Below are 12175 nucleotides of genomic sequence, written 5' to 3' on the forward strand. Positions count from 1 at the left end.
CCGTCACCGCACCCAACAGCCCCGCGCAGCGGACAACGCCCGCGCCGCAGGCGCAAACAGCAACCCCCACGGCGGGACAGCCGACCACGCCCGCGCCGTCAGGCGCAAACGGCAACCACCACGGCGGGAAAGCCGACAACGTGGGAAATCAAGCCGAGCGCAGCTCCTGCCGCTGGCGGCCCAGGCCGTCGATTTCCAGTTCCACCACGTCGCCGGCCCGAAGGTACGGCTTGGGTTCGGGTTGGCCCATCGCCACTCCGGCGGGGGTGCCGGTGTTGATGACGTCGCCTGGGTAGAGCGTCATGAACTGGCTGACGTAGCGGACCACTTCGGCCACCGGGAAGATCTGTTCGGCGGTCGTGCCGTCCTGCTTCAGTTCGCCGTTGACCCAGAGGCGGACGCCCAGTGCCTGGGGGTCGGGTACCTCGTCGGCGGTGACCAGCCACGGGCCGAGCGGGTTGAACGTCTCGCAATTCTTGCCCTTGTCCCATTGGCCGCCGCGCTCGATCTGGAAGGCCCGCTCGGAGACGTCGTGTGCCACCGTGTAGCCGGCCACGGCCGCCAGTGCCTGCTCGTCGGTCTCCAGGTAGCGGGCGGTCCGGCCGATGACGACGGCCAGTTCGACCTCCCAGTCGGTCTTCACGCTGCCGCGCGGCACGAGGACCGTGTCGTCGGGGCCGACGACGGTGTCCGGGGCCTTCATGAAGATGATCGGCTCCTCGGGGGTGGCCGCCCCGGTCTCCCTTGCGTGGTCGTGGTAGTTCAGCCCGATGCACACGACCTTGCCGATCCGGGCGACGGGCGGGCCGACGCGGAGTCCGGTGGCGTCCAGTACGGGCAGGTCGCCGGCGGCCGCGGCGGACCGCACCCGGGCCAGCGCGGCGTCGTCCGCGAGCAGGGCGCCGTCGACGTCCGGGACCAGGCCCGACAGGTCTCGCAGCACGCCGGCCTCGTCGAGCAGCGCCGGGCGTTCCGCCCCCACCTTTCCGACACGCAGCAGCTTCATCGGTACAACTCCCGTGGTCGAAGGGTCGGCCTGGGAGGGGTTCTCGCAGGCCGGCCGATGGGGGACGGCCATCGAGCGATTTGGCCGATCCTCCAAGAAGGTGGTCCACTCCGCAAGACCCCGTTCACGGACTGGACCGTTACTGAGGGGTAATAACGATTGGGTCGGTGCCGGCGGCTCGGTGGTCCGGGTCGGCCGGCCGGTCCGACGCACCCGTCCGGGCCGCGGCGTTGGCCCGGGCGCGGGCCGCCTGCTGCCGCGCGGCACGCGTCTTGGGGCCGCTCCGGCGCGCGGGCCGCGGGGTCTGCGCCGCCGGTTCCGGGGCCGTCGCCGGCTCGGGCGCCGCCGCGGGCCGGCGGTCGCGGTGCAGCAGGGCCCGCTCGCACGCCGTCCAGGTCGTGCTGGTCACCACGTAGAGCGCGGCGGCCAACGGCACCACCGCCACGGTGATCAGCGTGCCGAAGGACAGCAGCGGCATCAGCTTGTTCAGCGCGCCCAGGCCGGGCGCTGCGGTGCCCGCCGCGGGCGTCGGGGCCGCGGCCGCCGCCCTGGCCCGCCGGTAGTTCCAGGTGGCGACGGCCGCGATCAGGGCGAACAGCGCGAGGTAGACCAGGCCGTGCGGCCCGAACGGCCCGCCGTCGGCGAGCGCCTGGCGCCAGGAGCCGCCCAGCGGCGCGCCCAGCAGGGTGTGGTCGAGCAGCGTGCCGTTCCCGGTGGAGAAGAGGTGGTACATCACGAAGAAGACCGGGAGTTGGAGCAGCGTCGGCAGGCACCCGGCCAGCGGCGAGGAGCCGGAGTCGGCGTACAGGTCGGTCGTCGCCTGTTGGAGCCGCTCCCGGTCGCCGCGGTGCTTGCGCTGGAGGGCGGCGAGTTGCGGGGCGAGGGCGGCGCGGGCCTTCTCGCCGCGGGCCGCCGCGCGGGCCAGCGGGTGCAGGGCGGCGCGCACGCCGAGGGTGAACAGGATGATGGCGGCCGCGGTGGCCGCGGTGCCGAAGAGCGGTTCGATGGCCTGGGCGCCGCGCTCCAGCGCAGCACCGAGCAGGTCGAAAACGGACATGGGTGAGCCCTCCACGGGTCTCGTCGTGCCGAACGGGAGATACGGCGTGACGGACCGCGCGGGCGCGCACCGGCGCAGCAGCGGGGGAGGATCAGGACACGCATCGGGCGACTGCCGGGCGTGCGGGGAGTGCGCCGGAGCGGCTACGCGGCCGCCGGGAGGGGGCGGCCGGGTGCTCGCGGGCGCGGACGGCCGGCGGCGTCGGGATCACGCTGGGGCAGGAACGCCGTGCGGCGTTCGCGGTCGCGGATGGCCGTGCGTATGCGGCCCGGTGGGACCGGGCGGGCGGCGGCGGCCAGGGCGAGGGCGCTGCACAGCAGCAGCACCGCGGCGGTGGTCGCGGCGGCGGCGAGGGTCGTCGTCAGACCGCTCTGCGCGAGCAGGAGTCCGGCCAGCAGGAAGAACAGCGCGCTGGTGTAGAGCCGCCAGGCATCGGCGATGCGGTACATCCGGCGTCCCCCTTCCCGCGCTCCCCCGCGCCTCGTCGGTCCTCGGCCACCGGCCGGCGGTGCGAACCGCCTCGCGTACCAGGGTAACCGCACGCACGAGCGAGGGCGACAACCCGTTCGAGGGGTTCCGCGCGGCGGTCAACGGCGGTCCGCGGGGCGGGAGGTGGCGGCAGCCGGCGGGGGCGGGGTCGGCCGCCGCGGCGCGGGGCCGCGGCGGCCGTCCGTCAGCGCGGGGCGCCCGCGGCGGTCCCGGCCCGGGGGAACTCGTCCTCCAGGGCCAGGACTTCGGCGTCCGGCCGGTCGTCGGCCCGTTCCCGCGGGCCGAGCCAGGTCACCGCCAACGTCACCACGACGTTCACCGCGAGTCCGACGATGCCGGCGTTCACGCCCCAGATCGGGTCGTGGCCGCCGAAGACCAGGACGCACACCAGGGCGAAGCCCGCGGCCAGGCCGCTGACCGCCGCATACATCGTCAACCGCCGCCACACCAGGCCCAACAGCAGCATCGGCACCAGCTGCGCCATGCCCTCGTAGGAGATCAGGGAGAGGCGGACCAAGGTGGTGGGCGCGGTGTAGGTGAGCAGCAGCGCGAGCGCCCCGGCGACCACCACGACCACCTGCGACCAGGTCTTCTGCCGGGACGCCAGGCGGGGCACCGCCCCCAGCACGCTCCTGCCCCACATCGTGCCGATGACCAGCATGAAGACGGCCATCGGCACGATCGAGGAGAGCGCCGCGGCGACCCCGATCACGCCGACCGCCCAGGCCGGCAGCGAGTCCACGACCAGTTTGAACAGCGCCAGGTTGGACCCGGCGCCGGTCAGCCCCGGAACGACGAACAGCGCCGCCAGCCCCAGCAGCATCGGCACGAACAACAGCACGTTGTAGAACGGCAGGTACATCGCGTTGCGGCGGAGCACGTCGGCGTTGCGGGCGCCCAGGTAGCCGGCCACCGTCGTCGGGAAGATCACCACCGTCAGGGAGTTGATCAGGGTGGTGGTCACGAACCAGGACTGGCCCAGGCCGCCGGAGGCGTGTCCGGGGAAGGTCAGCCACTGCGGCTTCTCGGCGACGATCCGGTCCAGGAAGGGGCCGTAGCCACCGAAGTAGTGCAGCGGCACGTACACGGCGAGGAACCCGAGGGTGACGATGACCAGCACGTCCTTGAGGACCGACACCCAGGCGCTGCCGCGCAGTCCGCTGACGACGACGAAGCCGGTGGTGACCGCGAAGCCGATGAAGTAGGCCCAGTTGAGGCTGATCGTGCCGTAGGAGATGGTCGAGACGACCACGCCCATGCCGGTGATCTGGAGCTGGATGTACGGCAGCAGGCAGACGGTGGCGAGGACCGCGACGGCGGCGCCGAGCCAGGGCCGGCGGTAGCGGTGGGCGATGATGTCGGTGATGCCGACCAGCCCGTGCCGGCGGGCGTAGGCCCACAGCATCGGGCCGACGACGTAACCGATCGCGTAGCCGCAGGACATGTAGGCCAGGACGTAGAGCACCGGTGCGCCGAAGTTGTAGCCCCAGCCGGCCGCGCCGAGGTAGCTGAAGCTGGTGTAGCTCTCACCCGCCATCAGCACCCAGATGAAGACGGTGCCCAGGCTGCGCCCGCCCACCGACCACTCGGCGAGGCCCGCCCCGGAGCCGTTTCCGCCGCGCCGGCCGCGGACCGCGAGCAGACCCAGGACGACGGTCAGCACCATGAACGCGGCGAAGATCGTGGTGGAGACGGTGGCGTTCACGCGCGGCCCCCGCTCGGTGCGTCGGCCCGGCCGTGGCCCCGCCGGCGGTCGCCGCGGCGGGCCAGCCACACCGACACCGGGGTCAGCAGCGTCGCGAGCAGCATCCAGAAGAAGAGGAACGGCAGGCCGAGGACGGTCGGCGTGACCCGGTTGACGAACGGCAGCACCACCAGGAACAGCACATACGGCAGCAGCAGCCAGAGCAGCGCGGGGCGCTTTCGGGATCCCGGGGGCGGGCCGCCGGGGAACTGGTTTCGCACGTGGGGAGAGCCTAGGCGACCGGCCGGTGGGCCGGTACGGGACCTCGGCGGTCGGCGGCGGTCCGCGCTCACCGCGGCTGCGCCGTCCGCAGCACGGCCCAGACGACCAGGCGGTAGGTGGAGGTGTACTCGGGCGTGCAGGTGGTCAGGGTGAGGTACGCGCCCGGGGCGGTGAAGCCGTGGCCGGGGTGGACGGTACTGCGGGGAACGGGTGCCAGCACGCCGGTGTCGCCCGGCGTGGTCTCGGGCAGCGTCGCGCGCACCACGTAGGTGGCGCGCACCCGGGCGGTGTCGACGACGACCGTGTCGCCGGGGCGCAGCCGGTCCAGGTGGCGGAACGGCTCGCCGTGGGTGTTGCGATGGCCGGCCAGCGCGGTGTTGCCCGGCTCGCCGGGCTGTGCGGTGCCCGGGTAGTGGCCGACGTAGCCGCGGTTGAGGACGGCGGTGCGGTCGATGCCCTCGGCGACCGGGGCGGTCAGGCCGATGCGGGGGATGCGCAGGACCGCGTAGGCGAGGTCGCGGGGCGGGACCGCCGGGGCGGTGTCGGGGCCGCGCGGCGGTGCGGTGGGCGCGGCGGCGCCCGGCGCGGCCGGCCGCGCGGCCCCGGTGTCGGCCGCCGGCGGGCGGCGCACCGGTCCGGCCGCGGCCCCGTCCCGCCACTGCCGCTCCAACTGGCCGACCTCGTCGCGGGCGGCGCCCTGGGCCACGCGGTTGGTCCACCACAGTTGGTGGGCGACGAACAGCAGCAGCACCACGCCGAGCGTGACGGCCAGTTCCGCGCCGGTCCACAGGGCCCGAACGGCCGGCGGGCGGCGCCCGTAGCGCCCCCGCCGCCCTTGTACGACCACCGGTATCCGCTCCCGCACGCGGGCACCGTAAGCCCTGGGGCCGCAGCCCGCCAGGGTCGGTGCGGGTCCGGTCCGGGGGTGCGGCCCGGGGCCCGGCCGGGTCAGCCGCCGAACGCCTGGGAGACGGCGTAGATGCACAGCCCGGCGAGGGCGCCGACGACCGTGCCGTTGATGCGGATGAACTGCAGGTCGCGGCCGATGTGCGCCTCGATCTTCTTGGAGGTGTGCTCGGCGTCCCAGCCGGCGACGGTGTCGGTGATCAGTGCGGTGATCTCGCCCTGGTACGTCGTCACCACGTAGACGGCGGCGCCCTCCAGCCAGCCGTCGACCTTGTCGCGCAGCCGGTCGTCGGCCGCGAGCCGGCCGCCCAGGGACAGCAGCGCCCCGCGCACCCGGAGCCGCAGCTCGCTGTGCTCGTCCTCGGCGGCCGCCACGATCATCGCGCGGACCGCGCCCCAGGCGGAGGCGATCAGGTCCTGCACCTCGCCGCGGCCCAGCACCTCGGACTTGAGCCGCTCGACCTTCTCGCGGGTGCCCGGGTCGGAGCGCAGGTCGCCGGCGAAGTCGGTCAGGAAGCGGTCCACCGCGCCGCGCGCCGGGTGGTCGGGCATGTCCCGCATCTCGGTGACGAAGCGCAGCAGTTCCTTGTAGACGCGGTCGCCGACCTTGCGGTCGACGAACCGCGGCGTCCATCCGGGGGCGCCGCCGGAGACCGCGGCGACGACCGAGTCGCCGTGGTAGACCAGCCAGTCGTGGGCGCGGGCGCAGACCAGGTCCACCACCCGCGCGTGGCCGCCCTCGGCGACGATCTTCTCCAGCAGGGAGCCGATGCCGGGCGCGATCTCCTTGGCGTCGGCGCGGCGGGTGATGGCCTCGCCGACCACCGCCTGGACGTCGGAGTCGCGCAGCACGGTCAGCGCGCCGCGCAGCGCGGTGGACAGCTCGGCGGTGACCCGGTCGGCGTTGCGCGGCTCGGCGAGCCAGGTGCCGAGCCGGGCGGCGACGCCGACCGAGCGCAGCCGGCGGCGGACCACGTCCCCGGAGAGGAAGTTCTCCCCGACGAAGTCGCCCAGGCTCTGTCCGAGCTGGTCCTTCTTGGTGGGGATGATCGCGGTGTGCGGGATCGGCAGTCCCATGGGGCGCTTGAACAGCGCGGTGACCGCGAACCAGTCGGCCAGCGCGCCGACCATGCCGGCCTCGGCGGCCGCCGCGACGTAGCCGGTCCAGCCGCCCGCGCCGGCCGCACCGGCCCACTTCGCCAGCGCGTACACCACGGCGACGACCAGCAGCAGACCGGTCGCCAGGGCCTTCATCCGGCGGACGGCCCGCCGCTTGTCCTCGTCGGCGGCGCTGTAGCCGAAGCCGCCGGGTGCCGTCCGGCCGCCCGGGGCGCCGGCCGCTGCCCCTTCCACGGCCCGTGCCGCCCGCGGCCCGCGCGGCCCCTCCGTCTGGGTGCGTTCCATCCGCTCCACCACTCCCACCGTGTCCCCCGCCTTCCGTACGCCGTCCGGTCCGCACCGCCCGGGCCGGCCGTGCGGACGGCGCGGACCGGACCGCGCGGTCCGTCCCGGGGCGCCGGGAGCCGTCCGTACCGGCCGTACGCCCGTATGTGTCCCACAGTGCCCTACTCCCGGAACCCACCACGAGTTCCCGGTGTCCCGGACGCCGGGGCGGACCGGGGTGGCAGGCGGCCCCCCGGGGGTCCGTGGGATCATGGACCCCCGGCCGGACCGCGACGGCACCGCCGTCGACCGGGCGTCCGCCGTCCGGCCTTCCCGGTCCGGACGTCCGCGTCCCGCCGTGCCCTGTCCGCCCGGAGCACGCCGCTCCGCCAGCCCCAGGAGACGCCTGCGGCATGACCAGACGTGTGGGTTTCCTCCTGCTCGCCGGCCTGGCGGCGCTGGTACTGCTGATCTCGGCCGGCATATTCGTCGGCTTCGGCGGCTCCCGCGGCATCCCCGGCACGCCTCCGCACGAACCGCAGACCTCGGCGGCGCCGGCGGTCTCCGGGCAGTGGGTGGGCACCTGGTCGGCGGCCGCGGCGTCGGCCGAGCCAGGCACCCAGGACGGCTACGGCCAGATGTCGATCCGCAACGTCGTGCACACCAGCGTCGGCGGCTCCAGCGCCCGGATCCAGCTCTCCAACCTCTACGGCACCCGCCCGCTGGCGATCAGCCACGCCTCGCTCGCGCTGTCCGCGGGCAGCGGCGGCCCGATCGCCACGGCCGGCACCATGCGCCGGATCACCTTCGACGGGAAGCCGTCGGTGACCCTCCCGGCCGGCGGCGAGATCACCAGCGACCCGGTGCGGCTGGCCGTCCCCGGCAACGCCGACCTGCTGGTCACCACCTACTCGCCGGCCCCCTCGGGACCCGCCACCTACCACCCGTACGCCCGCCAGACGTCCTACCTGGCGCGCGGCGACCGCACCGAGGACCCGGCCGGCACCGCCTACACCGAGCAGAGCCCCTACTGGCGCTACCTGACCGGCGTGGACGTGTTCAGCACCCAGGCGCACGGCGCGGTGGTGGCGATCGGCGACTCGATCACCGACGGCATCACCTCCACCCCGGGCGCCAACCACCGCTGGACCGACTTCCTCGCCGACCGCCTGCGCAACGAGCCGGGCGCCCCCCGCTACGGCGTCCTCAACGCCGGCATCAGCGGCAACCGCCTGCTGACCGACAGCAACCGCCTCTCCCCCACCAACGGCCCCAGCCTGCTCTCCCGCCTGGACCGCGACGCGCTGTCCCGTACGGGGGTGAAGGCGGTGGTGGTCGAGATCGGCGTCAACGACCTGTTCAAGGCGCCGCGGCAGCTCGACGCGCAGAAGATCGTGGCGGGCATGCGGGAGGTGGTGCGCCGGGCGCACGCCCACGGGCTGCGGGTCACCGGCTCCACCCTCACCCCGTTCGGCGGGCACCGCGGCTACTCCCGACAGCTCAACGCGGTACGCGAACAGGTCAACCACGTGATCCGGTCCGGCACCGTCTACGACGAGGTCGTCGACTTCGACCGGACGCTGCGCGATCCGGCGCACCCGCTGCGCCTGCGGCCGGCCTACGACTCCGGGGACCACCTGCACCCCAGCGACACCGGCTACCGCGCGATGGCCGACGCGGTGGACGTCGACCACCTCCGGCAGGCCGCCCCCGCCGCGCTCTGACCGCGGCGGCGGCCGGTCAGTCCAGTTCCCGGCGCTCGCGCCGGTCCTGCCGCAGCCGCCGCTTCTCCTCCTGGCGCTCGGCCTTCAGCCGCCGCTGCTCCTCCTTGGGCAGCTTGCGCTCCACGCCGACGCCGCCCATCAGGGCCAGCCCCGAGACGATCACCCGGGGCGCCCCGGGGTCGCCCGGCACCCCGTCCTCCCGGGAGTCGAAGCCGCCCATGATGCCCAGTCCGCGGGTCTCGACCTCGACGCCCGGCGGCACGATGACGTTGACCCCGCCCATCAGCGTCCAGACGCTGATCTCGACCTCCCCGGCGGCGAAGTTGGCCTCGCGCAGGTCGAGTTCGCCGCCGCCCATGAGGCAGACCGCGGTGAACCGGCGTCCGATCGTCCACCGGCCCTTGCGCTCGAAGCCGCCCATGACGGCGATGCCCGACGTGGAGCCCTTGGCGCCCTCGGTGATCCGCTCGGACCAGGCCGTCACCGCGCCGCCGGCCGCCGGCTCCTTGCGCAGCGACAGCGGGGCCGGGGCCTGGGCGGACGCCGGCAGGTCGGCGGTGATCAGCTCCAGTTCGCCGTAGGTGCGGGCCCGGTAGGTGGCGTCGAACCGCTCGTCGAACTCGGCCATGTCCAGCCGGCCTTCGGCGAGGGCGTCCCGCAGGATCTCGGCGACCCGCTCGCGGTCGGCGTCGGAGGCACGCAGTTGGGGCAGCCGTTCGTCAGTCATGCGGACAGATTACGGCCCGGCCCTACGGCACGGGCCGGGTCGCGCCGCCCGGTGCGACGCGGGCCGCGCCGCCGCCCGCGTACAGCTCGGCGATCAGGGTCTCGACGTCGGGTTCGCGGACCGAGAGGTCCACCAGCGGATAGCGGGCGGCGACCGCCGTCACCAGGGGCGCCGCGCTGTCCGCCGCCGGGAACGCCAGCCACTGCCGGGGGCCGTCCACCTTGATCGTGCGGGCCCCGGGGACGCCCTCGATGGGCGGGAGTTCCGCCGCCAGGTCCACCACCAGCAGGCGTTCGCCGTCGGCGGCCGCCCGCAGCCCGGCCAGGTCCCCGTCGAAGACCAGCCGGCCGTGGTCGATGACCATCACCCGGCGGCACAACTGCTCGATGTCGGTGAGGTCGTGGGTGGTCAGCAGCACCGTGGTGCCCCGCTCGGCGTTGACCTCGTGCAGGAACGCGCGGACCTTCGCCTTGCTGATGACGTCCAGGCCGATGGTCGGCTCGTCCAGGTAGAGCACCTCCGGGTCGTGCAGCAGCGCCGCGGCGATGTCGCCGCGCATCCGCTGGCCGAGGGAGAGTTGACGGACCGGGACGTCCAACAGCGGTGCCAGGTCGAGGAGTTCGACGCAGCGGTCGAGGTTGGTGCGGAAGGCGCCGGCCGGGACCCGGTACATCCGGCGCACCAGTTCGTAGGAGTCCTTCAGCGGCAGGTCCCACCACAAGGTGGTGCGCTGCCCGAAGACGACGCCGATCCGGCGGGCGAGGCGGGTGCGTTCGCGGGACGGGTCGATGCCCGCGACCCGCAGCCGGCCGCCGCTGGGCGTCAGGATGCCGGTCAGCATCTTGATGGTGGTCGACTTCCCGGCGCCGTTCGGCCCGATGTAGCCGACCATCTCGCCGCGCGGCACCTGGAAGGTGAGGCCGTCGACGGCCCGCACCTGGTGCCGGGCCCGCCGCAGCCGGCCCACCTTGCGCCGCACGGTGAAGACCTTCTCGACGCCGGCCACCTCGATCAGCGGCTCCGTGTCCGCCGCGTCCGTCCCGCCCACTGCTCTCGCCTTCCCTTCTTCTCCAACTCGTTCGGTGCGTGCGGTCAGCTGCCGGTGCTGCGGTAGGCGCGCACCCCGTGCCGCCAGGCCAGGGCCGCGCCGGCGGCCATCAGCGCGGCCACCGCCGGCCCGAGGAAGGCGGTCCAGACCGGCAGCCCGAGGGGGTAGGGGCGGCCCAACAGCCACAGCGCGGGCAGCCAGTTGACGAAGGCCAACGGGACGATGAAGGTGACCCCGCGCACCAGGTCCCGGGCGAACACCGTCGGCGGGTACTGGAGCAGGGCGTTGCCGCCGTAGGTGAGGGAGTTCTGCAGCTCGGCGGCGTCCTGGGCCCAGAACTGGAAGGCCGCGCCGACGGTGTAGACCGCGCCGAAGATCACCGCGCCGCACACCGCCATCAGCGGCACCATCAGGACCCGGCCGGCCGTCCACTCCACGTCGAGCCGGCCGACGGACCACAGCAGCACCAGCAGACCCTGGGTGGTGCGGCCCAGCCGGCGCAGCGCGAAGCGGTCCGCGGCGATCTGGACGTAGACCGGGACCGGGCGCAGCAGCAGGGTGTCCAGGGTGCCGTCGCGGATCCGGGCGCCCAGCCGCTCCACGTTGCCGACCAGCAGGTCCGCCAGGCCCAGCGCGAGACTGCAGGTGCCGTAGAGGAAGGCGACCTCGGGCAGGGTGAAGCCACCGAGCGCGTCGACCCGGGAGAACATCAGCAGGATCGCGACGAAGTCCAGCCCGCTGGCGGCGAAGTTGCCGAACGTCATCAGCACGAACGACGTCCGGTAGGCGAGCGTGGAACGCACCCACATCCAGGCGATCAGCCCGAACGCGAACAGCGCGTGCCCGACGGCGCGCAGCCGCCCGTCCGCTCCGTCGTCGTCCCATCCGGGCCGGGTGCTAGCCACCGTGGACCACCACCTTGCGGGTGGCCGCGGACTGCACCAGCCGTCCCACCGCCAGCAGCGCCACGGCCCAGGCCGCCTGGAACGCCAGCCCGCCGAGCAGCGCCCGGCCGGTGCGCGCGCCGATCAGCACGTCGGCCGGCACCTGGAGCAGCGCCGCCCAGGGCAGCAGTTGGGCGAGGTCGGCGAGCCCGCCGGGGAAGACCCGCAGCGGCAGCACCATCCCGGAGAAGAACATGCACGACAGCCCGCTGATCATGGCCAGTCCGGAACTGTCCAGCAGCCAGAACGCGGAGAGCGCCACGAGGTAGCGCAGCGCGAAGCTGACGAGCACGCCCAGCAGCGCCGACAGCAGGAACCAGGCCCAGGTCAGCGGGTTGCCGGGGAGCGCCAGCGGGAACGCCAGGGCCCCCACCGCCATCGGCACCACCCCGCGGCCGATCAGTTGGAGCCCGGCCCGGCCGAGGTCCGCGGCGAGCCACCACAGCTGGAGGTCGGCGGGCCGGTAGAGGTCCACCGCGACGTCGCCGCTGCGGATGCGGTCCTGGAGCTCGTCCAGACCCCCGGTGGCGATCATGGCGACGGCCAGCAGTGCCTGCCCGGCCCAGACGAAGGTCAGGGCCTGCGCGGGGCCGTAGCCGCCGAGGTGCGGCCGCTGGTCCCACAGGGCGAGGTAGGTGTAGGCGATGATGAAGCCGAAGACGGTGTTGGTGGCGACGCCCGCGGCGGTGGCCGCGCGGTAGGTCGCGTACCGCCGGAAGCTGCCGGCCGCCACGGCCACGTACAACACGCCGTGCTCCCCCTGCTCTTGGTCGGTTCCGTCCGGTCCGTGCGAACCGCAAGGCACCGGAGCCTAAGGTCCGCGTGCAGTGGGCACCATCGATTTATCACCCGTCCGGGTGAGGCGAGGGCGCCATTCAGCCGGTCGCCGGGCGGACGCGGGTGCGCGCCACCCCTGGCGACCGGG

General features: G+C 74.2%; 12 protein-coding genes. 1 reads left to right on the forward strand and 11 read right to left on the reverse strand.

Annotated elements, in window-relative coordinates:
- Positions 1–148: 148 nt before the first annotated feature.
- The 7 genes from ACJ6WD_RS38410 to ACJ6WD_RS38440 form a co-directional block, all read right to left on the reverse strand.
- Positions 149–1006: a fumarylacetoacetate hydrolase family protein gene (locus ACJ6WD_RS38410; RefSeq protein WP_038519667.1), complete on the reverse strand. Its 858-nt coding sequence runs from the start codon at positions 1004–1006 to the stop codon at positions 149–151.
- A gap of 139 nt (positions 1007–1145) precedes the next feature.
- Positions 1146–2063, reverse strand: a complete 918-nt coding sequence (locus tag ACJ6WD_RS38415; RefSeq protein ID WP_407617581.1) for a YidC/Oxa1 family membrane protein insertase — start codon at positions 2061–2063, stop codon at positions 1146–1148.
- A gap of 143 nt (positions 2064–2206) precedes the next feature.
- Entirely contained in the window at positions 2207–2512 is a 306-nt protein-coding gene (locus tag ACJ6WD_RS38420; protein WP_055584800.1) for a DUF6412 domain-containing protein, read from the reverse strand.
- Between the two features lie 224 nt (positions 2513–2736).
- Positions 2737–4257, reverse strand: a complete 1521-nt coding sequence (locus tag ACJ6WD_RS38425; RefSeq protein WP_331250139.1) for a sodium:solute symporter family protein — start codon at positions 4255–4257, stop codon at positions 2737–2739.
- Positions 4254–4517: a DUF3311 domain-containing protein gene (locus ACJ6WD_RS38430; RefSeq protein WP_233659445.1), complete on the reverse strand. Its 264-nt coding sequence runs from the start codon at positions 4515–4517 to the stop codon at positions 4254–4256. The genes ACJ6WD_RS38425 and ACJ6WD_RS38430 overlap by 4 nt, the downstream gene beginning before the upstream one ends.
- Before the next feature lie 68 nt (positions 4518–4585).
- The gene (locus ACJ6WD_RS38435) at positions 4586–5383 is read right to left on the reverse strand and encodes a class E sortase (protein ID WP_407617582.1); all 798 of its coding nucleotides are present in this window, start codon (positions 5381–5383) and stop codon (positions 4586–4588) included.
- A gap of 83 nt (positions 5384–5466) precedes the next feature.
- Positions 5467–6837: a DUF445 domain-containing protein gene (locus tag ACJ6WD_RS38440; protein WP_407617583.1), complete on the reverse strand. Its 1371-nt coding sequence runs from the start codon at positions 6835–6837 to the stop codon at positions 5467–5469.
- A 383-nt stretch (positions 6838–7220) separates the two neighbouring features.
- Here ACJ6WD_RS38440 and ACJ6WD_RS38445 point away from each other — a divergent pair, with 383 nt between their 5' ends.
- The gene (locus ACJ6WD_RS38445; protein ID WP_233659443.1) at positions 7221–8531 is read left to right on the forward strand and encodes an SGNH/GDSL hydrolase family protein; all 1311 of its coding nucleotides are present in this window, start codon (positions 7221–7223) and stop codon (positions 8529–8531) included.
- Positions 8532–8547: 16 nt separating this feature from the next.
- Here the strand turns inward: ACJ6WD_RS38445 and ACJ6WD_RS38450 are convergent, their stop codons facing one another.
- The 4 genes from ACJ6WD_RS38450 to ACJ6WD_RS38465 are packed head-to-tail and all read right to left on the reverse strand — an operon-like array spanning position 8548 to position 11998.
- Positions 8548–9258, reverse strand: coding sequence for a DUF1707 domain-containing protein (locus ACJ6WD_RS38450; RefSeq protein WP_233659442.1), 711 nt, complete (start codon positions 9256–9258; stop codon positions 8548–8550).
- A gap of 22 nt (positions 9259–9280) precedes the next feature.
- Positions 9281–10306 (reverse strand): ATP-binding cassette domain-containing protein, encoded by a 1026-nt coding sequence (locus ACJ6WD_RS38455; RefSeq protein WP_233659441.1) that lies wholly within the window; start codon positions 10304–10306, stop codon positions 9281–9283.
- Between the two features lie 44 nt (positions 10307–10350).
- Complete coding sequence (locus ACJ6WD_RS38460; RefSeq protein WP_200884765.1) at positions 10351–11211, reverse strand: ABC transporter permease; 861 nt, start codon at positions 11209–11211, stop codon at positions 10351–10353.
- Positions 11204–11998 carry an ABC transporter permease gene (locus ACJ6WD_RS38465; protein ID WP_407617584.1) on the reverse strand — a complete coding sequence of 265 codons (795 nt, stop codon included), beginning with the start codon at positions 11996–11998 and terminating at the stop codon, positions 11204–11206. The genes ACJ6WD_RS38460 and ACJ6WD_RS38465 overlap by 8 nt, the downstream gene beginning before the upstream one ends.
- Positions 11999–12175: the final 177 nt, after the last annotated feature.

The organism is Streptomyces sp. VTCC 41912 (assembly GCF_045799175.1).
GTDB lineage: Bacteria > Actinomycetota > Actinomycetes > Streptomycetales > Streptomycetaceae > Streptomyces > Streptomyces albulus_C.

What these genes read in the sequence shown, in the direction of transcription:
- ACJ6WD_RS38410 (WP_038519667.1), bottom strand. Translation starts at nt 1,006, where the DNA reads ATGAAGCTGCTGCGTGTCGGAAAGGTGGGGGCGGAACGCCCGGCGCTG.
- ACJ6WD_RS38415 (WP_407617581.1), bottom strand. Translation starts at nt 2,063, where the DNA reads ATGTCCGTTTTCGACCTGCTCGGTGCTGCGCTGGAGCGCGGCGCCCAG.
- ACJ6WD_RS38420 (WP_055584800.1), bottom strand. Translation starts at nt 2,512, where the DNA reads ATGTACCGCATCGCCGATGCCTGGCGGCTCTACACCAGCGCGCTGTTC.
- ACJ6WD_RS38445 (WP_233659443.1), top strand. Translation starts at nt 7,221, where the DNA reads ATGACCAGACGTGTGGGTTTCCTCCTGCTCGCCGGCCTGGCGGCGCTG.
- ACJ6WD_RS38450 (WP_233659442.1), bottom strand. Translation starts at nt 9,258, where the DNA reads ATGACTGACGAACGGCTGCCCCAACTGCGTGCCTCCGACGCCGACCGC.